A 20,307-nucleotide genomic window follows, 5' to 3' on the forward strand; every position below is an offset into this window, starting at 1 on the left:
TTCAATTTGTTACGCCCGCACCGCCCAGATCACGACTTCGTGATCAAGCTGAGGGTGTAGAATCCGGCCCGGCCCGCAAGTCGGGGAGGCTCATAACACCGATCCCTCCGGCTGGCATCCATCGGGCGCTTTGCGGGCCACCAATTGCCCCGGTTTTGCCCGGTCCAGCCCGAAGATTCCCTTTTTTTGCCCAGCTGTGGTCACGCCCAGGGGTCTCTGTTCGCCCCGGGATGGGCCAATTGGGGAGATCATCACAATGATCAAAGCCAGCGGGCGCGTAGCGTTGATTCTCGCCGCCGGACTCTTCGTCGCAGTCGGGGACACCGCACAGGCTGCACCGACCGCCGCGAGCGACACCAAGTCGGACAGCGCGAGCAATTCGAGCGAGACCGTCAAAGAAACCAAGCCTCGGCGTCACCACGCTCGTCACCACACCAGCAAGACGGCGGAGAAATCCTCCGACGACAAGGCAGGCAAGAGCGATAATAAGGACGCCGCGGCCGCCGAGAGCATCGCGCCGGCCTCCAGCGCCATGCCGCCCGCAGTCGCCAACGCCAATGCGCAGCTCGCCTCCGCCGATACGCCGACCGCCGCTGCGGCCACCGCCATGACGTCGCGGGCCAATGACAATTTGCAGGCCGCGGCAGACCAGGCGGCTGCAGCGCCGGACAGCCAGGTGGCCGCGTCAGATCAGCCGGATGATGCCACCCAGCAGCAGGATAACCCGCCTGCGCAAAAGGCCGTCGCGGCGACCGATGCACAGCCGCGCCCGGCTCCGGTGATGGCTGCCGCGAGCAGCGAAAACTCGGCCTGGGACCAGAGCTCGCTGATCGGCAAGATCTTCATCGGCTTCGGCGCGCTCCTGACGCTGGCCTCGGCCGCGCGCATGTTCATGGCTTGATTCTTGGCCTGATTCTTCGCTTGATTCTTGGCCTGAGCCGGTTCCGGGACGCGCGGCTCGCGCGTCCCGTCAGGCGTTTTCGCCCTCTTGAAGCCCACCCCGCCAACGGGCACATTGCCCGCTGAAATCGAAAAACGCGTGGGTGGAGCATGAGCACGTTCGAGCACATCATCGTCGAAAGCCAAGGCGCGGTCGGCATCATCAAGCTGAACCGCCCGAAGATGCTCAACGCACTGTCCTTCGGCGTCTTCCGCGAGATCGCCGCCGCCGTCGACGATCTCGAGGCCGATGACGCGATCGGCTGCATCGTCGTCACCGGCAGCGAGAAGGCATTCGCCGCGGGTGCCGACATCAAGGAGATGCAGCCGAAAGGCTTCATCGACATGTTCTCGGAAGATTTTGCCGCCATCGGCGGCGACCGCGTGGCGCGCTGTCGCAAGCCGACGATCGCCGCGGTCGCGGGCTACGCGCTCGGCGGCGGCTGCGAGCTCGCGATGATGTGCGACATTATCATCGCCGCCGACACCGCGAAATTCGGCCAGCCCGAGATCACGCTTGGCACCATTCCCGGGATCGGCGGCACGCAGCGCCTGACGCGCGCGATCGGCAAGTCCAAGGCGATGGACCTCTGCCTCACCGGCCGCATGATGGATGCGGCGGAAGCCGAGCGAAGCGGCCTCGTCAGCCGTGTGGTCCCTGCCGACAAGCTGATGGACGAGGTGATCGCGGCTGCCGAGAAGATCGCCGCGATGTCGCAGCCGGCGGCCGCGATGGCCAAGGAAGCGGTGAACCGCGCCTTCGAGACCACGCTCGCCGAGGGCATGCAGGTTGAGCGCAACCTCTTCCACGCCACCTTCGCGCTGGAGGACCGCTCGGAGGGCATGGCCGCGTTCATCGAGAAGCGCAAGCCGCTGAACAAGAATCGGTAAGGTTGGTGTAAGGCTCCCCATCCCTTCCCGCAAAATCCTGTGACGTAGCTGCAACAAGCGCGGATTTCATGGGACATTCACCCGCGGCAGTTTGCCTGCGGGACCGGCGCTGGTTAAACAGGTAAGAGGGCCGCCGTCGGCGGGGGCGGATAGCCGGGGTTGTTACGGGATCAGATGAAGGGGCGTGCCGCCAGAACTGGCCGCGTAAGGACGCGGCGCCGATCGGGCGTGGGTCATGTCCTTGTCACATGGACCGCGCTAACGGTTTCCTGCGCCCTCCCGGCCGCTGCGCTGGCCGAAGCGCTGCCGGAAGCGCTGGCAAAAGCCTATCAGACCAATCCGCAGCTCAATGCCGAGCGGGCGCGCCAGCGCGCCACCGACGAGAACGTGCCGCAGGCGCTTGCCGGCTACCGGCCGCAGATCGTGGCTAGCCTGAGCGCCGGCCTGCAATCGGTGCGCAACCTGCTTCCAGACAACACCATCCAGACCGCGACGCTGAAGCCCTGGACCATCGGCGTCACCGTGACGCAGACCCTGTTCAATGGCTTCCGTACCGCCAACAGCGTGCGCGTCGCCGAGCTCCAGGTGCAGTCGGGCCGTGAGGCCTTGCGCAATGTCGGCCAGGGCGTGCTGCTCGATGCCGTGACCGCCTACACCAACGTGCTCGCCAACCAGTCGCTGGTCGAGGCGCAGCGCTCCAACGTCGCGTTCCTGCGCGAGACACTCGCCGTCACCCAGCGCCGGCTGAACGCCGGCGACGTCACGCCGACCGATACGGCGCAGGCCGAGGCGCGCCTCAACCGCGGGCTTTCCGATCTCAACGCCGCCGAAGTCGCGCTTGCCGTCAGCCAGGCGACCTACGCCCAGGTGATCGGCAACCCACCGTCGCAGCTTCGGCCCGCCGAGGTCGTCGACCGCTATCTGCCGAAGAGCCGCGAGGACGCGCTCGCCATGGCGATCCGCGAGCACCCGGCGGTGATGGCGGCAGGCTTCGACGTCGACGTCGCCTCCACCAATATCCGCGTCGCCGAAGGCGCACTGCTACCGAGCGCCAATGTGCAGGGCAGCGCCAGCCGCAGCCGCGACGCCGACCCGACGCTCAGTACCCTCGGCACCGACCAGGCCTCCATCGTCGCCAACGTCACCGCGCCGATCTATGACGGCGGCACGGCCGCCTCGCAAACCCGGCAGGCCAAGGAGGTGTCGGCGCAAAGCCGCCTCGTGCTCGACCAGGTGCGCAACCAGGCGCGCACCGCCGCGACCAGCGCCTGGGTGGCGAACGAAGGCGCCAAGATCGCGGTCTCAGCCTCGGAGTCCGAGGTGAAGGCGGCGACCGTCGCCCTGCAGGGCGTGCAGCGCGAAGCCGCCGGCGGACAGCGCACCACCGTTGACGTGCTGAACTCGCAGGCCGACCTGATCCAGGCCAAGGCCCGCCTGATCGGCGCGCTGCGCGACCGCGTCATCGCCTCCTACACGCTGCTCAGCGCGGTCGGCCACCTCGACGTCAAGACCTTGAGCCTCAACACGCCCGACTATCTGCCCGAAGTGCACTATCACCAGGTGCGCGACGCCTGGCACGGCCTGCGCACGCCGTCGGGGCAGTGAATCGGGTAGGCTCCTCAAAACATCGAAAACAACCCCATGCAAAGTAGAATGGCTTCGCCGGCCAGGATTTGACGCGTCGGGCAAATCAGCAGCACCACTCCATCGTGAGCGGGGCCCACGACCGCGGTTCGCTTCAACGCCAAATCAACTCGCGCTAGAGTAGCGGTCCAATATCAACCGACTCATCCCGCGAGGCCTTTTGATCACTGGAATTCCTCGAGGTGCGGCCAAGCTGTGCGGCGCCCTCGTGCTGCTGGTCGTCGCAGCGGTCATCGCATTCCGGCTCGCGGCTTCCGCTCGCGAGACGGCAGGCCGTGCCGATCACGCGCCGTCGAGCGGGCATTGGGTGACGACGCGCTCGGGTGACGTGTTCATTCAGGAGAAAGGCCCGCCGGCCGGAATTCCGGTCGTGCTGTTTCACGGCACGGCGGCCTGGAGCGAGTTGTGGCGGGCGACGAGCGAAGCGCTCGCCGCCGGCGGTTATCACGTGATCGCGCTCGACCTGCCGCCGTTCGGCTTCTCGGATCGGCCGGGCGGCTACACGCGACAGGATCAGGCCGAGCGCGTCAGCGACGTGCTCGAGAAGCTCAATGCAGCACCCGCGATCATCGTCGGCCATTCCTTCGGTGCCGGTGCCGCGATTGAGCTTGTGCTGCGCTTCCCGGCGCGCGCCCGCGCGCTGGTCTTGGTGGACGCCGCGCTGGGGCTGACGGCCGAACCGTCCGATCCACCGGCAGCGCTGCGTCCGAAATGGCTGCGTGAAATGCTGGTGTCACTGACGGTCACTAATCCACTTGCCACGAAGATGCTGCTGCAATCGCTGATCGCGAAAAAGGATCGCGCCTTGCCTGAATATGTCGAGGTCCTGCAGCGGCCACTGACACGCCAGAACTCGACATCGGATATTGCCGACTGGGTCTATTATTTCGCAGGTACAGATCGCGGCGCGATCAGCGCCGACCGCGGCGCCTACGCGCGGCTCAAGCAGCCCGTCGCAATCCTCTGGGGCGAGATGGACACCGTGACGCCGCTCGCCCAGGCGCGCGACTTGAATGGTCTGCTGCCCCAGGCGCACCTCACTCTGCTGCCCGGACTCGGTCACATTCCGCAGATCGAAAATCCCGGCCAGTTCAATGACGCCCTGCTCAAGGCGCTCGGGACACTCTAAACTCGATCAAGATTCGAACTCACCGGAGGACTCATGGACATCATCAGATTGTGCGCCCTTGGCTATGCCGCACTGCTTGGTTTCGTGATCCTGACCGGTTACATCCCCGCCTTCATCGACCAGAACGACATGATCTTCGGCCTGTTTCGCCGCACTTGGTACGCCGACGGCCTGCATCTCGTCTCCGCGCTGTGGGCCCTTGCCTCGGCGCTGACCTCGCGACGCGCATCCGAGCTGTTCTTCCAGCTCTTCGGCGTCTTCTATTTCGCCGATGGCGTGCTCGGCCTCCTCACCGGCAGCGGCTATCTCGATTTCGGCATCCTCATCAACGGCGTGCTGAACCTGCCGCTGTCGACCCGCATCTTCGCCAATGCGCCGCATCTCGGGCTCGGCGGGCTTGCCATCCTGATCGGCTATCTCCTCGCACCGCGCACACGCCCGGCCCATGCTTAAGCGCTTGCGTCGCATCGTCCTCACGCTAGTCGTCCTGATCGTCGTCGCGATCCTGGGGCCACTCGCCTATATCGAGGGGACCTGCCAGCCCACATCCGACATTGCATCTGCGGTGACGGCCGCAGACCCGCTGCCGCCGATCGGCGAGAAGGGCTATCGCCGGCCGCTCGACAACACCTATTTCACCTTCCCCGAATGGTACATCGTCTATTCCTTCGAGGATTTTGGCCGTTTCCTCGACCAATCGAGCGAAAGCCATTTCGGCTATTTGCGTCACATCCTCGGCTTCTGGCAGAGCTTCTGCACCATCAACCGCGCGGTCCCGGCGAGCGCCGAGTCGCGCTTCGACGTGAAGATGATGATCTACGTCATCGGCATCAGCTACTCCGCCGAATACGCGATCAAGGGATTTTACGAGAACACGATCGGGCGCGCGTTCGAATGGATCAGGGGCGAGAAGCTCACGCCGCAGGATGAATATGCCCGCGCGGTGCTGCAGGACTATGCGGCCTTCCTCTACACCATTCCCTGGTACAAATATCCGTTCCGCGACACGCTGAACGGGCTAACGGCGATCTCGGCACCGACGCCGAGTGATTTGCGCACGTGGGAGCGCAATTTTGCGCTCGGCACCGAGTATTTCGTCAAGATCGGCTACGCCGCCGCGATTCAGAAGGCGCTCGATGCCAGCGATGACGACGAGCCACGCGACATCATGTTCGTGGTCGCGACGCTCCCGCAGGACGTGCTTGGCGCCGAGCCACGCATCACCCCGGTCCGGACGCTGCCACCGGATTGGCAGCTCGTGCAGGCGCCGCGCTACAAGGCGCTGAGCGAGATTTTGAACAAGCTGCTCGATGGCGGCCACCGCCTGGCGGAGATCGCCGGCAATCACGATATCCTCATCACCGTGATCGCGCCGAAAGGAACGGCTCTCGATATTCCCGACACTACGGAACTGTTTTCACTGGATCTGGACGCCAAACCCGGCTTCCGAAGGGCCGGCCTTAAGGCTAGGATCGACCGGCTCGTCGAGATCAAGCGCGAGCTGACGACCAAGGGTGCGAGCCTTGAGCACTTCTACGACTACTAGCCGGACGACACCCCGGCCGCTCCGCAGGGTCGCGTTTGCGGTCTCGCTCGTCGTCGCGGGCTGGCTTGCGCTTGTCGTTGCCCTGACTTTCGGCTCCGCGCCCGGCCGCTCGCTGGCCGTGATCGGGCCACAGGCGCAGGCGATCGCGGCAATCGCGAAGGCCGACGGTCGCGTATTGGCCTCGTACGCCTACGTCACCATCGCCCGCTCCAACGCCGCCGACTTCGTCGGCCGGCTCTACGCCGCCGGCGCCCTGCTGGTGCTCGATGCCGAGCAGGCCGGCGGCTGCAACGGGCTCGTGCCCAAGCGAAGCTGACGCGTCGTCAACTTGCCTCGTTCGCAGGCAATGCCAGCGGCCGTCGCCTCTGCACCCAGCGCCAGATCAAGTAGGCGAAGGCGATGAGTGGGGCCGACACGTAAAGGTATGGAACGCGAAGCTCGTTTTGGCTGAACAGGGCCATCGGATAGCGAACAGCAAATATTGGAATGACCTCGCCAGCCGAGTTGCTGGCGGCCTCCATCACCCAGATGTACGCCGTGTTCCAATTCACCGCGAGAGTCGGCGTGAGCCCCAACGGCATCGCGACGATGAGCGCCCACCTGCGCCAGCCGGTATGCCGCCTGAAGGCGATGGCGATCGCCCAGGCGGTGAGTCCGATCACGGATATCCAACCAGCAAGAAACAGGTACTGCACCGGCCCCTTGCCGAAGAAATGAAACGCGTTCAGCTCCCTCAGGGGCAAGGTATTGGAGGTGATGAAGAGGCCAGTGAACCGCTTTGAGGTGCCTTGCGTCTTGATCGTTGCGTCCACGATCACCCATTTGCCGGTCAACGTGTATTCCAAGATGATCCGGCTGTTGCTGTTGCCGTCGCCGCTTTGAACGAAGTGGGTTCCGGTCGCCGAGATCGTCTCGATCGAGGTCGGTTCGCTCGCGCCGATCAGGTCTGACATCTGACGCAGCTTGTCGTCGGGGGCTTGACCGATACGTGGATCGAGGCGCTCTCGGAACGCCGCAAGATCCTTCCCTGCCAGCAACGAAATGGTGGCCTTCGTCAGCGCGATATCGTCAGATATTCGCGCGTCCTCTGCGTCCAGCGCCATTGCCGGCACGGCCCAAAAGAGCAGTATCAAATCTGGTCATGCGCTGTGCTCGCAAATAAGGGGCGCTCACAATCCGCCGAGGCGGTGGCGGCGGCTTAGGAGGCGTATTTCTGATACATCGTGTTGGTGAAGAGACCGGCCGGGTCGTACTTGCGCTTGGCCGCGAAGAAGTCGTCGATTTGCGGATAGGACTTCTTGAGCTGATCGCGCGAATAATAGAGCTGGTACGGCAGGAAGAAGCGTCCCTGATTGGCGATGGTGAGATCGATCAGCTCTTCCGTCACCTTCTTCATGCGGAGGTTGCCCTCATCATCCGTCGGCTGGTTGATGTAGAGCACCAGCGAGAACGCCGGCTCCGGAGAGTATGTGAGGAAATTCTCCTCCTTGTGCACGACGCGGACCGACGCGTTCAGCAGGTTGGTCTTGTTGTCGAGCATGATCTTGCGCATGCCGTCGACGAACGCGACGAAGTTTTTGCGCGGGATGAAGTATTCGTGGAGAATGTCAGTCTCGTCCTGCAAGGCGTTGCGCAAGTACGGCACGGAGTCGTGCATGGGATTGTTGCGGCTGACGAGGCAGGCTTCGCCCGAGGCGATCGCTTTGGCGCGGGTGACCGTGCAGGTCTCCATCCGGTGCTCGATTTGCTTCTCGGACAGCCACTTCAGCTCCTGGAAGAATGGCCCCTGCTTGGACAGGTTGATGGTGAGCCGCCGGAGCTTCGTGCTGCTGACCTCCCCGAGCTCCTCGATCGCGAAATCGCTGCCGTCGACCTTGGTGTAGGTGTAGAGCAGCATCTCTTGCAGAAAGCTGCTCGGCGCGGTCGAGAGATGGCCGTACATCAGGCCGATGTTGGTGTCCTTCTCGATCTCGCCTGCGAACAGCGCCGGAAACGCCTTGTAGTCCAGCACGCGCCGTCCGGTCTGGTAGACCGCATTGTCGGCGATATCGAGCTCGGCCTCGACAATGACGCCGAACAGGCCGTAGCCGCCCACCACGAGGTTAAACAGCTCCTGGTTCTCCGTCGGCGAGGCGTTTTTGATCGAGCCGTCGGCCAGCATCACCTTCATCGCCTTGATCGAGCGGGCCAGCGCGCCGGCCTGGTGGTCCATGCCGTGGGCATTGACCGAGATCGAGCCGCCGACGCTGAAGATGTCGGTCGATTGCATCGCGCGCACAGCAAAGCGCGGATGCAGCGCGATCTGAATGTCGTGCCAGGTCGCGCCCGGCTGCACGGTGACGCTGTGCGCCGCCTCGTTGAGCGTGATGCGGTTGAAGCCGCGCATGTCCAGCACGATGCCGCCCTTGCGGAACGCCTGGCCGCCCATCGAATGGCGCACGCCAGCCGTCGTCACCGGGAGCTTGTTGGCGCGGGCGAATGCCAGCGTCTTGGCGATATCATCGACGCTATGCACCTCGACCACGCCAAAAATCTCGGTGCGGTTGAGGCAGCTCGCATCATTGATGCTGCCGCCGAGCTGGGACCACTTCACGCCTTGAAGCGGCGCGATCGCCCTCACCTTCTCCAGCTCGACCTTGCCCTGCTCGCCGATGTCATCCGCAGCACGGCAGTCCTTCGGACCGGTCGGATCGGCCGCCAGCGCCTGAAGCTTGCGGAAGCCATAAACACCAAACAGCGCGACGAGGACGGCAGCGGCCGAGACGCCTGCTTTGAACTTGCCAAAAGATTTTTGCATAAAGTGATTCCGGTGGGAGGGAGATGATCCGGGAGCGCGGATCATTAGTCAAACCGCCAGCCGTTGGGTTCAAGTCATTCTCGGGAAGCGATCATGAAAAGCTGCCGCATTCATCTGACGGGAGCGTCGGGCTCCGGCGTGACGACGCTCGGCCGGGCGCTTGCGGACCGGCTTGCACTGCCGCATCACGACAGCGACGATTATTTCTGGCTGCCGACCGCGCCGCCCTACCAGACCCTTCGCCCCATCCCTGAGCGCCTGCGTCTGATGCGCGAGATGTTCCTGCCACGCCTCGATTGGGTGCTGAGCGGATCGGTCACCGGCTGGGGCGACGAGTTCGTCGCGCATTTCGATCTCGTCGTCTTCGTGGTCACGCCGCGCGAGTTGCGGCTGACACGGCTGCGCGCCCGCGAGGCCACGCATTTCGGTGCAGCCGCAGTCGCGCCCGATGGCTGGCGCCATGAGGAAACCGAAGCCTTCATCGAATGGGCCTCGCACTACGAGGCCGGCGACCGCGAAGGCCGCAATCTCGCAAAGCATGAGGCGTGGCTCGCAGGCTTGCCCTGCCCGGTCGTGCGCGTCGACGGCGCGAGGCCCCTTGCAGAACTTGTCGAACAGCTATGCAGCGACGTGCGGCGACTGCCGGGCTGATGTGATATCGTCGCCGATACGTTCTCGGAACAACGAAGCAAGGAGACAACCATGCTCACCCGACGCAGCGTTCTGCTCGCCTCCCTGGCTGCCGAATGACCAGCAAAGCCCATGCCCGGGCGTCGCAGCCGTCGACATCAGTCAATTTCGACGTCCCGGCCCATGCCTGCGACTGCCACACCCACATCCACGGCGATCCCGAGAAATTCCCCTTCTTCGCCGGCCGCGTCTATACGCCGGAGCCGGCGTCACCAGAGGAGATGGTGGCGCTGCACAAGGCGCTGCATATCGAGCGCGTGGTGATCGTGACGCCGAGCGTCTACGGAACCGACAATTCGTCCACCCTGTTCGGCATGAAGGCCCGCGGCGCGACCGCACGCGGGGTGGCCGTGATCGACGACAAGACGACGGAGGCCCAGCTCGATGCGATGGGAGAGGACGGCTTCCGCGGCATCCGCATTAATCTGGCAACCGGCGGCATCAGCGATCCCAATGTCGGGCGCGCACGCTTCACGGCAGCCGTAGAACGCATGAAGTCGCGCGGCTGGCATGTGCAGCTCTACACCACGCTGCCGATGATCTCCGCGATCAAGGACCTCGTGACGGCCGCGCCGGTGCCGGCGGTGTTCGATCATTTCGGCGGCCTGGTGGCATCGCTAGGGATGGACCAGCCCGGATTTTCCGACCTCCTCGAGCTCGTAAAATCGGGCAAGGCCTATGTGAAGATCTCGGGCGCCTATCGCTCGTCAAAGCTCGCGCCCGACTACCAGGACATGGTGCCGTTCGCCCGCGCGCTGATCACGGCGAACCCCGACCGCATCGTCTGGGGTACGGACTGGCCGCATCCGGACTCCAGCCATGTCGAAGGACGAAAGGCCACGGACATCGCCCCGCTCTACCAAATCGACGACGGCCGCCTGCTCAACCAGCTCCCGGTGTGGGCGCCGGATGCAGACATCCGCAAGAAGATTCTGGTCGACAATCCAGCGCGGCTTTACCGATTTTGAAGGGCGCCTGGCACGCTGGCGTGCTCGTTCAGCCAGCGCGCGGATTTGCGGAGACCACCGAACGGGAACAAATGGAAGCCGATGATCTGCGAGGTCGCGGACTTCGGTGCGGCCTCGAGCCCGCGCACCACCTCGTCTGGCCCCGTCTCGGTGAGCAGCCGGCCATAGCGGCCGATCTTATTGCGCACGGCGCGGATCGAATTGCCGACGCCGCAGCGGAGTGCGAATTTCATCAGCGTGGCCGGACTCGCAGGACCCGCGAGGCCGATCACCACGGGAAGATCGATGGCTGCGATGCGAAGCTCGCCGAGCCAGTTAAGGATCGGCGCGACCTCGAAGCAGAACTGCGTGACGATGTCGACGGCAACTTGCCGCTCCCTGCCCCAGTCGCGCGATGCGGCGAGCGACTTCATCGTCTGCGCCGTATCGAGATAGGGATGTCCCTCAGGATGGCCGGCGACGCTGACGCGCGAGAAGCCGTGCGCCTCGATCAGGCCGCTTGCGGCGACATCGCGGCTCGACTTGAACGGCCCTTTGGCGATGGCGAGGTCGCCGGCAATCAGGAGGATGCGGTGGACGTCGGCCTCGCCGCGTAGCCGGCGGAAGAAATCGTCCAGCGCTTCGCGCGAGGTGATCTCGCGCGCCGCGATGTGCGGGACGGGGTTGAAGCCGGCGCGGCGCAGCGCGGCGGCAGTCTCGACATTGTGCTGGTAGTGGTCGCCCGGCAGGAAGGTGATGCTGACATCGATGTCGGGCGAAAAATGCTCGTGCAGCTCGTCGAGCTGATGCCCGCGCGAGGAGATTTCCACCGACGCCTTCGGCAGAAGTGCAGCGAGATCGCCGGAGAGAGACTGTTCGAGCGTCATCGTCATCGCGCGCTCCGATCGTTTACGCCGGCGCCCGGCGACGCGAGATCACATAGGTCTCGTCGTTGAACCAGAGCCCGCCGTGTTTTCTCACCACGCGATCGGTCGCCTCGAGATAGCGGCCGTCACGCACGACCTCGGACAGCCTGTCGTCCTCGATCTGCGCGACATAGATCGCAGCGTTCCAGGCCGCGAACAGTGTCGAGGTGCCGATCGGGCCGGAGACTTCATCGGGCAGCGTGTGCATGCGGTAGCGGAAGATCGCGCGCGCATCCGACGACGCATTGAAATTGTAGTGCCGCGCCGCCGAGCCGAGCTCGCGCTTGACCTCGCGCAGGATCGCATAACGGTCGGTGCCAAAGGGATCATCGCCGGGCCAGACCTGGTCGATGATCTCCATGCCGGGATCGCGGCCATGGGAATGGATGCCGATCAGACGACCGCCGGGACGCAAGGACCGCACCAGCGGCGTCACCACCTTCGAGGCCTTGAATTCGACGCTGGCGCGCGCCCGGTAGGGCTGTGAGGCGATAACGAGATCGTAGTCGGCCATCACGCGGCCGGGCCGCGGCATGATCGGATCGAGCAGGAAGGAATGGTCTTCGCGCCTGAGCGTCAGGATCACCGGCCGCATATAGACGGGATTGCCGGTCTTCTGGCTGATGCCGGCGCGCCAGTTCTCGGCGAGGAACGGCTCGAGCTCGCCGATCTGCTCGGCAAAGCCATGCGCGGTGTTGCCCGCGAGCGCGACGTCCTTCCACAGGAGGCCTTGCGCCGCGGTCGCCGAGCGCGGCGTCAGCCAGGGCGCTTCGCCGTAATAGAGGTTGGTCACGACCAGCACGGTTGCAGGATGCTCGAACAGGCGGTCGGCCATCTTCTCCAGCATCATGCGGACGTCTTCGTAGGAGATCTCCTTGGCCACGACATAAAGAGGCATTGCGGGGAAGCGCGCATGCAGCGCACGCATCACCCGCGACAGCACGGTGCCGTCACCGGAGCCGGCGTCGAACAGCCTGAGCGCCGGCGGCGACGGCTGGAGATTGGAGATCTCCAGCGAGATGCGGTTGGCGACCTCGGTCTTCTCGCTGCAGGTCGAGACGAACAGGAGATATTTCTGCCGGTTGTCGAAGAAGCGGAAGCCGGGCGGCGCGGCCTCGACCACGGGCGCCACGCCATTGGCCGCCTTCAGCGCGACGGTCGCGGAGCTGCCTGATGGCTCCGGCCGGTGCTCGCTGAGATAGGCGCGCACCTTGTCGAGCGTGCCTGTCGTGATCCTGGCGCCGTCGCGCAGGCGGGATACCAGCTTGCCGTCATTGACGACGAGCCGGCCGAAGGTCGATTCCGCCGTTCGGGTCGCACGGCAATAGTCCCGGATCTCGCCCAGGATCTGCTCCGCCGTGGCGGCCCCCCTGCCCGCCTGTTCCTCCATCCGCATGGCTGGTCTCTCCCGCGGTTTCCCTTGCCTCTAATCAAGGAACGCTGGGGGAGTTCGTCAACCACAAACCGAGTGGGCAGGAATTGTGGGCGTGTGCCCACAGGGGGATTAAACTAGCGGGCGCGGCGCGAGAAGAAGGAGATCAGGACCGGCAGCGTCACCAGGATGACGATCGGCGCCAGCATCATGCCGGTGACGACGACGACCGCGAGCGGCTTTTGCACCTGCGAGCCGATGCCTTCGGACAGCGCGGCCGGCAGCAGCCCGACGCCGGCGACCACGCAGGTCATCAGCACCGGGCGGAGCTGCAACTCACCGGTGCGCACCACCGCTGTCATGCGGTCAAGGCCTTCCTCAATGAGCTGGTTGAACTGCGAGATGATGATGATGCCATCCATCACGGCGATGCCGAACAGCGCGATGAAGCCGATCGCCGCGGAGACGCTGAACGCCGTGCCGGTAATCAGCAGACCCAGCACGCCGCCGAAGATCGCCATCGGGATCACGCTCATGGCGAGCAGCGTGTCGGTCATCGAGCCGAAATTGAACCAAAGCAGGATGCCGATCAGCGCCAGCGAGATCGGCACCACGATCGACAGCCGCCGAATAGCGTCCTGGAGGTTGCCGTACTCGCCGACCCATTCCATGTGCGATCCCGGCGGCAGTTGGACCTGCTCGGCGATCTTCTGCTGCGCCTCGCGGATCGCGCTGCCGAGGTCGCGCTCGCGCACCGAGAACTTGATCGGCAAATAGCGCTCCTGCTGCTCGCGGTAGATATAGGCCGCGCCCGAGACGAGGCTGATCGTGGCAACCTCGCTCAAGGGAATCTGCGTGACGGTGCCGTTCGGCCCGGGCGCGCCGATGCGCAGATTCTGGATCGCCTCGGCGCTCTTGCGGTATTCCGGCGCCAGGCGAACGATGATCGGGAAATGGCGGTCCGAGCCCGGCTCGTAGAGATCGCCCGCAGTGTCGCCGCCGATCGCGACCTTGATGGTCGCGTTGATGTCGCCGGGCGCCAGGCCATAGCGCGCGGCCTTGGCGCGATCGATATCGATCTGGATCGTCGGCTGTCCGAGCGAGGTGAACACCGCAAGGTCGGTCACGCCCTGCACCGTCGACAGCACCGATTTGATCTTGTTGGCAGTGTCGGTCAGCGCCTTCAGGTCGCTACCGAATAGCTTGATCGAGTTCTCGCCCTTCACGCCGGAGACGGCTTCCGACACGTTGTCCTGCAGATATTGCGAGAAGTTGAACTCGACGCCGGGGAAGTGGTCGTCGAGTTGCTTGAGCAACTCCGCGGTCAGCACTTCCTTGTCATGGGTGCCGGGCCATTCGCTTGCCGGCTTGAGCGGCGCGAAGAACTCGGCGTTGAAGAAGCCGGCGGCATCCGTGCCGTCGTCGGGACGGCCGTGCTGCGACACGACGGACTCGACCTCCGGCCGGGCGCGGATCAGCTTGCGCATCTCGTTGACGTAGGTGTTGCCCTCCTGGAGCGAGATGGTCGGCGGCAGCGTGGCGCGGATCCAGAGGTTGCCTTCCTCGAGCTTCGGCAGGAATTCGAGGCCGAGCAGGCGGCCGAGCGCCAGCGTCATGACGACGAGGCCGATGGCGGCACCCAGCACGATGTTGCGGTTGCTGACCGCCCAATGCAGCACCGGCGTGTAGATCCGGTGCAGGAACAGCATGATCCTGGTCTCGGTCTCCTCGACATGCGCAGGCAGGATGATCGCCGACAGCGCCGGCGTTACCGTGAAGGTCGCAAGCAGGCCGCCGGCGAGCGCATAGGCATAGGTGCGCGCCATCGGGCCGAAAATGTTGCCCTCGACGCCGGAGAGCGTGAACAGCGGCAGGAACGCCGCGATGATGATGGCCGCGGCAAAGAAGATCGAGCGCGACACGTCGGCCGCGGCCGACAGAATGGCATGGCTCTTCATGCCGAACAGCGTCTCCGGCGAGGCATGCTCAAGCTCGGAAAGCGGCGTGGTCTGCGTCAGGCGGCGGAAGATGGCCTCCACCATGATGACGGTTGCGTCCACGATCAGGCCGAAATCGATGGCGCCGACCGACAGCAGGTTGGCGGACTCCCCGCGCAGCACCAGGATGATCACGGCAAAGAACAGCGCGAACGGAATCGTGGCGCCGACGATCAGCGCGCTGCGCAGATCCCCCAGGAAGATCCACTGCAACAGCACGATCAGCAAAATGCCGACCACCATGTTGTGCAGCACGGTGTGGGTGGTGAGGTCGATCAGGTCCTTGCGGTCGTAGATGCGCTCGATGCGCACGCCGGGCGGCAGGATGGTCGAGTTGTTGATCTGCGCGACGAGCTGCTCGACGCGCTTGATGGTTGGCGTGCTCTGCTCGCCGCGGCGCATCAGCACGATGCCCTGCACGATGTCGTCGCTGTCGTCGAGGCCGGCGATGCCGAGCCGCGGCTTCTCGCCGACCGTGACGGTCGCGACGTCCTTGACCAGCACCGGGTTGCCGCCAGTCTGCGCCACCATGGTGTTGGCGAGGTCGTCGATCGAGCGGATCAGGCCGACGCCGCGCACCACGGCGGATTGCGAGCCGATATTGACGGTGTTGCCGCCGACATTGACGTTGGAATTGCTCACCGCCTGGAGCAGCTGCGGCAACGTCAGGCCGTTGGCCATCAGCTTGTTGAAGTCGACCTGGAGCTCGTAGGTCTTGGTCTTGCCACCCCACCCGGTGACGTCGATCACGCCGGGCACGGCGCGGAAGCGGCGCTGGAGGATCCAGTCCTGGATCGTCTTCAGATCGAGCACGCTGTAGTTCGGCGGGCCGACCAGGCGATAGCGGAAGATTTCGCCGATCGGGCTGAGCGGCGAAATCTGCGGCTGCACGTTGCCGGGGAGCGGCGCGAGCTGCGCCAGGCGGTTCAAGACCTGCTGGAGCGCCTCGTCATAGGTGTAGGCAAAGGAGAACTGGAGTTTGACGTCGGACAGGCCGTAGAGCGAGATGGTGCGGATGGTCGTCAGATTCTTCAGGCCTGCAACCTGGGTCTCGATCGGGATCGTGATGTAGCGCTCGATCTCCTCCGCCGACAGGCCCGGACTCTGCGTCACGATGTCGACCATCGGCGGCGTCGGGTCGGGATAGGCCTCGATATTGAGCTGGTTGAACGCGATCAGGCCGCCGATCAGCACGGCGACGAACAGGCCGACCATCAGGTAGCGGCGATTGACGGCAAGGGCGACGAGGCGATCCATTACAGGTCAGTTTTTCGCTGTGCGCTAACGGCAGTTTTGATGGCGCATGATCATGCGCTAGCTGCCAGAGGCCGCGCGATCGATGAACAGGCTGCCCTTGGTTACAATCTGTTCGCCCGGTTTCAGATTGCTTGTGACTTCGACGAGATCGCCGTTGACGAGTCCGATCTTGATCTGGCGCAGCTCGACCGACTTGTCCTCGCGCGCGACCCAGATGCGGACCTGGTCGCCCTCATAAATCAGGGCCTGCTTCGGCACCGCAGGCGCCGCGCGATCGCCGGCCGAATAGATCGTCACGTTGGCGAACATCTCCGGCTTCAGCAGATTTTCCTTGTTGTCGATGGTGGCGCGGACCAGAAGACGGCGGGTGTTGGGATCGATCGCGGCGGCGACGTAATTGATCTTGGCGGTGAAGGGACGGCCCGGCAGTGCCATCACATTCACGGTAATGTCCTGCCCGACACAGACGGCGGCCGCATCGCTCTCGCGCACGAACGCCGTGAGCCACACGGTCGAGAGATCGCCGATCACGAACACCGGATCGCTGGCGCCGGCGCTGACATACTGCCCGGGGCCGATCTTGCGCTGCACGACCGTGCCCGAGATCGGTGCGTAGATCGTGATCTCCGGATTGATGCTGCCCTTGTCCTGAAACGCCTTGATCGATTCGTCGGTGAAGCCGAGGATGCGCAGCTTGTTGCGCGCGGCTTCCAGCGCCGTCACCGACGAGCGCATGTCGTTCTGCGCCTGCACCTGCGTCGCTTCCGCCTGCTGATAATCCTTCAGCGGAACGGCGTGGCCTTCATAGAGATCCTTGGCGCGCTTGAACTGGATGTCGGCGAGCTCGAGCGCCGATTTTGCCTTGTTCTGCGAGGTGATCGCCGTGATGAAATCGTTCTGGGCCTGCACGGTGTCGGCGGCCTCGATCAGGAATAGCGGCTGGCCCTGCTTGACGCTCTCGCCGGGCTTCACGAGCAGCTTGGTGACCCGCCCGGCATAGGGCGAGAACACCGGCGTCGAACGGTCCTCGTCGACCGCGACCTTGCCCTCGGTGACATATTCGGCGCGGAAGGCCTTCTGCTTCACCGGCTCGATCGACAGCGTTGCCCATTCGGACGGCGTCGGCGTGAAGTTCTGCGCGTTCTTGCGCGACTGGCTGGAGACTTCCGAGTGGTTCTTTTCCTTGCCCCCCGCGTAGAGGTAAGCGGCGCCGCCAGCGGCGAGCATCAGTAAAACTACGGACGCGATCAGCCGTTGCTTTGTAAATACCTGCAATTGCTTGGTATTTTTGACTAACATGGGCCCCGGTCATTCTCGCGATGATTTCAGCAAGATACCTGCCTCATCGGTCGCGCTAATAGTGCCGATTTGCGATTTCAGACAACCTAAAAAACGCCGGTCGCCTTTCGGTTTGCGTTAAAATTTTGCCACGTCAGTTCTATGTCAGCTTCGTGTCAGCTAAGGCTCGGCCATTCCGGCGGGTGGCTGCCGAGCGGCATTGCCGGGCGCAGCCAATCGGCCGGGGTTTTCGACAGCATCGCCGAATGGCTGACCGCTTTCAACGTTCCGAAACCGGATGGCATGGTCTTGATGAACGCAGGATGTATGGCCGGCCCCGTAAGATCCGGGGTCTTCAGGCCGTCCGCGAGTCGGCCGAGATTCCACAACCAGCGCCCGGTTTGCGCCAGCGACACGCGCACGTGCCAGCTACCGCCCTCGCGGGCCTGACGTGCCTTCGCCATCATCGCGCCGAAGGCCATCAGATAGCCGGTGGCGTGGTCGAGCATCTGCGCGGGCAATTCCTTCGGTCCTTCGACCTCCGCGGCCTGCCCCTCTGCGTGGTTGAAGCCGGTTGCGGTCTGCACCAGCGAGTCGAAGCCGCGCCGCTCCGCCCAGGGACCGGCATGGCCGTAGGCCGACAGCGTGACATAGACGATGCCGGGATTGATCTTTGCCGCATCTTCCGGCGCGAAGCCGAGGGTGGCGAGTGATCGTGGACGATAGCCCTGCGAAAAGATGTCGGCCTCCGCGAGCAGCGCGCGCAGCTGCTTGCGCCCCGCATCGCTCTTGAGCTCGATGAAGGTCGTGAGCTTGCCGCGCCCGGTGTCGATGGTGAGCCAGGGAATGGCGGGAAGCTCGGGGCCAGACACCAGCAGCACATCCGCGCCATGGACGGCAAGCGTACGGCCCGCAACGGGGCCCGCGATGACTCGGGACAGATCGAGCACGCGCAGTCCAGCGAGCGGACGATCGCCTTTGGGCCAAGGCTTCGGCGATGCCTCGCCGATCTTCTCGATCGAGACGAGCGGCAGCTCGGCCAGCGCGCGCGCCTGCGGCAGCGCCATCCATTCGTCATAAGAGCGCATCAAGGCAACGACGCCGCCCGCCGCATAAACCGCGGTTTCGAAGTCCTCACCTTTCCATTGCATCAGCGCGGCCTGCACCTTTTCGCGCTCAGCCTCGCAACCGAGCACCTTGCAGACGGCGTCGCGATGGTGCGGGAAATTGGTGTGGCAGCGGACAAAGCGGCCGTCACCGGCCTTGTAGATTCCTGCGATCGCGTCCCATGCCGGTGGCGGCGGCTTGTCGTCGACACGCAAGTAACGTTCGGAGCGGCATTCGACGACGGCATGGCGCATGTCCACAATGACATCCTGCGCTTCGCCCGCGCGCAACTTCCATATCTCAGCGGCAGCGAGTCCCGCCGCAGCAATGCTCGCCTGCGCCGCAGCGGCGACCCGGAATGAGGACGGGATTTGCGGCTCCTCGCCGCTCAGCCGCACGCGCTCGACCACAGCGGCCTCGCCGCCGGCGGAGGTCCAGATGTCCTTCAGGATGTCGGCGGGGCTTTGCATGGCCATTGCTCTCCCGATAATTTCGGCAACATCGCATTAGCACGGAAAGGACTGCAATGGCTGCCATCGATCCCCTCACCGCGGGTGCCGTGTTGCTCGCCACCGCCGCCACCGATGCGGTCTACGTCATGTTCACCTCCGCCGTGGTCGCGCGCAAGCGCGTGCCGGCGGCGACCTGGAGCGCGATCTGGTACCTGCTCTCCTCCTACGCCGTGATCAGCTACACCGAGAACGCCACCTACGTCGTCTTCGCCGCGATCGGCTCCTGGGTCGGCGCCTTCGCGTCGCTCACCTTTCTGCATCGCCCGCCCGGCGGCCCGCCCGTGGGCGCGGCGCCGGAGTGACGGTCGAAACCCATTCGGAAATCGTAGGGTGGGCAAAGCGAAGCGTGCCCACCGCTTTCGTGCGGATTGAAGATGGTGGGCACGGCGCAAGCGCGCCTTTGCCCACTCTACAACTCGCGAGATGAAGCAGCTACATTCCACGCGACCAACAAAAAGGAGCCAACAATGGATCTCGGTCTCAAAGGGAAAAGCGCCGTCGTGCTGGGTGGCACGCGCGGCATCGGGCGGGCGATTGCCGCGACGCTGGCCGGTGAAGGCGCCAACGTCGCGGTGTGCGCCCGCAACGCCGAGCAGGTCGCAGCCACCGTGACCGAATTGAAAGCGACCGGCGTGCGCGCGACAGGTAGCGCGGTCGATGTGACCGATGGCGCGGCCCTGAAATCCTGGATCGACGGCGTCGCCGGGGAGCTCGGCGGCATCGACATGATGTTCTCAAACGCCGGGGCCATGGCGCAAGGCAACGACGTCGCCTCATGGGAGCAGAATTTCCGGCTCGATGTGGTCGGCGCGGTGTATGCATTCGAAGCGGCGCGGCCGTTCCTCGAGGCGAGCGGCGAGAAGGCTGGCGATGCAGCCTTTGTCATCATCTCGTCGATTTCAGCAGCGCAAGCCGATGCGGCCGGCTCCTACGGCCCGATCAAGGCGGCGCTGATCCACATGGCCAAGGGGCTGGCGCGGCAACACGCGAAGAAGAAGATCCGCGTCAACGTGGTGTCGCCCGGCACCGTCTATTTCAAGGGCGGCGTCTGGAACATGGTCGAGCAGAATATGCCCAAGCGCTACGAGGACGCCCTCGCCCGCAATCCGACGGGGCGCATGGCCACGCCGCAGGAAATCGCGAACGCCGCGGTGTTTTTGGCAAGCCCGGTGTCGTCGTTCACAACCGGCTCCAATCTCGTCGTCGATGGCGGAATCTCGAATCGGGTGAATTTCTAGGGGCTGGCGCGAGAGCGCTCACACGCATTCGATGTCA

17 protein-coding genes and 1 pseudogene are annotated in these 20,307 nt (G+C 64.5%); 11 read left to right on the forward strand and 7 right to left on the reverse strand.

Annotation, left to right across the window (positions count from 1 at the left end):
* The first annotated feature begins 256 nt into the window (after positions 1 to 256).
* The 7 genes from NLN62_RS00080 (at position 257) to NLN62_RS00110 (ending at position 6,465) form a co-directional block, all read left to right on the forward strand.
* Positions 257 to 901 carry a hypothetical protein gene (locus NLN62_RS00080; protein WP_027528160.1) on the forward strand — a complete coding sequence of 215 codons (645 nt, stop codon included), beginning with the start codon at positions 257 to 259 and terminating at the stop codon, positions 899 to 901.
* Positions 902 to 1,050: 149 nt separating this feature from the next.
* A complete protein-coding gene (locus NLN62_RS00085) occupies positions 1,051 to 1,830 on the forward strand; it encodes an enoyl-CoA hydratase (protein ID WP_027528161.1) in 780 nt (259 codons plus the stop codon).
* 174 nt (positions 1,831 to 2,004) lie between these two features.
* Positions 2,005 to 3,435, forward strand: coding sequence for a TolC family outer membrane protein (locus tag NLN62_RS00090; protein WP_027528162.1), 1,431 nt, complete (start codon positions 2,005 to 2,007; stop codon positions 3,433 to 3,435).
* 199 nt (positions 3,436 to 3,634) lie between these two features.
* Positions 3,635 to 4,603, forward strand: a complete 969-nt coding sequence (locus tag NLN62_RS00095; RefSeq protein ID WP_254106938.1) for an alpha/beta fold hydrolase — start codon at positions 3,635 to 3,637, stop codon at positions 4,601 to 4,603.
* A 33-nt stretch (positions 4,604 to 4,636) separates the two neighbouring features.
* Positions 4,637 to 5,056, forward strand: coding sequence for a hypothetical protein (locus NLN62_RS00100; RefSeq protein ID WP_027528164.1), 420 nt, complete (start codon positions 4,637 to 4,639; stop codon positions 5,054 to 5,056).
* On the forward strand, positions 5,049 to 6,149 hold the full coding sequence (locus NLN62_RS00105; RefSeq protein ID WP_051390294.1) for a hypothetical protein: 1,101 nt from the start codon (positions 5,049 to 5,051) through the stop codon (positions 6,147 to 6,149). Before NLN62_RS00100 ends, NLN62_RS00105 begins: the two co-directional genes overlap by 8 nt.
* Positions 6,127 to 6,465 carry a hypothetical protein gene (locus tag NLN62_RS00110; RefSeq protein ID WP_156944952.1) on the forward strand — a complete coding sequence of 113 codons (339 nt, stop codon included), beginning with the start codon at positions 6,127 to 6,129 and terminating at the stop codon, positions 6,463 to 6,465. The genes NLN62_RS00105 and NLN62_RS00110 overlap by 23 nt, the downstream gene beginning before the upstream one ends.
* A 7-nt stretch (positions 6,466 to 6,472) precedes the next feature.
* Here the strand turns inward: NLN62_RS00110 and NLN62_RS00115 are convergent, their stop codons facing one another.
* The gene (locus NLN62_RS00115) at positions 6,473 to 7,252 is read right to left on the reverse strand and encodes a hypothetical protein (protein ID WP_027528166.1); all 780 of its coding nucleotides are present in this window, start codon (positions 7,250 to 7,252) and stop codon (positions 6,473 to 6,475) included.
* Positions 7,253 to 7,347: 95 nt separating this feature from the next.
* On the reverse strand, positions 7,348 to 8,946 hold the full coding sequence (locus NLN62_RS00120) for an FAD-binding oxidoreductase (protein ID WP_027528167.1): 1,599 nt from the start codon (positions 8,944 to 8,946) through the stop codon (positions 7,348 to 7,350).
* Positions 8,947 to 9,039: 93 nt separating this feature from the next.
* Here NLN62_RS00120 and NLN62_RS00125 point away from each other — a divergent pair, with 93 nt between their 5' ends.
* Together NLN62_RS00125 and NLN62_RS00130 are read left to right on the forward strand one after the other, a co-directional pair.
* Positions 9,040 to 9,597 carry a hypothetical protein gene (locus NLN62_RS00125; protein WP_254106939.1) on the forward strand — a complete coding sequence of 186 codons (558 nt, stop codon included), beginning with the start codon at positions 9,040 to 9,042 and terminating at the stop codon, positions 9,595 to 9,597.
* A 51-nt stretch (positions 9,598 to 9,648) separates the two neighbouring features.
* Positions 9,649 to 10,604, forward strand: a pseudogene (locus NLN62_RS00130) (amidohydrolase family protein).
* On the opposite strand, the gene NLN62_RS00135 reads toward NLN62_RS00130, so the two are convergent.
* The 5 genes from NLN62_RS00135 to NLN62_RS00155 form a co-directional block, all read right to left on the reverse strand.
* Positions 10,592 to 11,476, reverse strand: a complete 885-nt coding sequence (locus NLN62_RS00135) for a methylenetetrahydrofolate reductase (RefSeq protein WP_254106940.1) — start codon at positions 11,474 to 11,476, stop codon at positions 10,592 to 10,594. The pseudogene NLN62_RS00130 and the gene NLN62_RS00135 overlap by 13 nt on opposite strands.
* A 16-nt stretch (positions 11,477 to 11,492) precedes the next feature.
* Positions 11,493 to 12,905 (reverse strand): hypothetical protein, encoded by a 1,413-nt coding sequence (locus NLN62_RS00140; RefSeq protein ID WP_254106941.1) that lies wholly within the window; start codon positions 12,903 to 12,905, stop codon positions 11,493 to 11,495.
* A gap of 113 nt (positions 12,906 to 13,018) precedes the next feature.
* Complete coding sequence (locus NLN62_RS00145) at positions 13,019 to 16,135, reverse strand: efflux RND transporter permease subunit (protein ID WP_027528171.1); 3,117 nt, start codon at positions 16,133 to 16,135, stop codon at positions 13,019 to 13,021.
* Between the two features lie 57 nt (positions 16,136 to 16,192).
* Positions 16,193 to 17,434, reverse strand: a complete 1,242-nt coding sequence (locus tag NLN62_RS00150; RefSeq protein WP_254106942.1) for an efflux RND transporter periplasmic adaptor subunit — start codon at positions 17,432 to 17,434, stop codon at positions 16,193 to 16,195.
* Between the two features lie 155 nt (positions 17,435 to 17,589).
* On the reverse strand, positions 17,590 to 18,990 hold the full coding sequence (locus tag NLN62_RS00155; RefSeq protein WP_254106943.1) for a CoA transferase: 1,401 nt from the start codon (positions 18,988 to 18,990) through the stop codon (positions 17,590 to 17,592).
* A 56-nt stretch (positions 18,991 to 19,046) separates the two neighbouring features.
* On the opposite strand from NLN62_RS00155, the gene NLN62_RS00160 reads away from it, so the two are divergent.
* Together NLN62_RS00160 and NLN62_RS00165 are read left to right on the forward strand one after the other, a co-directional pair.
* Positions 19,047 to 19,334, forward strand: coding sequence for a hypothetical protein (locus NLN62_RS00160; RefSeq protein ID WP_027528174.1), 288 nt, complete (start codon positions 19,047 to 19,049; stop codon positions 19,332 to 19,334).
* A gap of 165 nt (positions 19,335 to 19,499) precedes the next feature.
* On the forward strand, positions 19,500 to 20,270 hold the full coding sequence (locus tag NLN62_RS00165) for an SDR family NAD(P)-dependent oxidoreductase (RefSeq protein WP_254106944.1): 771 nt from the start codon (positions 19,500 to 19,502) through the stop codon (positions 20,268 to 20,270).
* The last annotated feature ends 37 nt before the right edge of the window (positions 20,271 to 20,307 follow it).

The sequence above is a fragment of the Bradyrhizobium sp. CCGUVB23 genome, from assembly GCF_024199885.1.
In the GTDB taxonomy this organism is placed as follows: domain Bacteria; phylum Pseudomonadota; class Alphaproteobacteria; order Rhizobiales; family Xanthobacteraceae; genus Bradyrhizobium.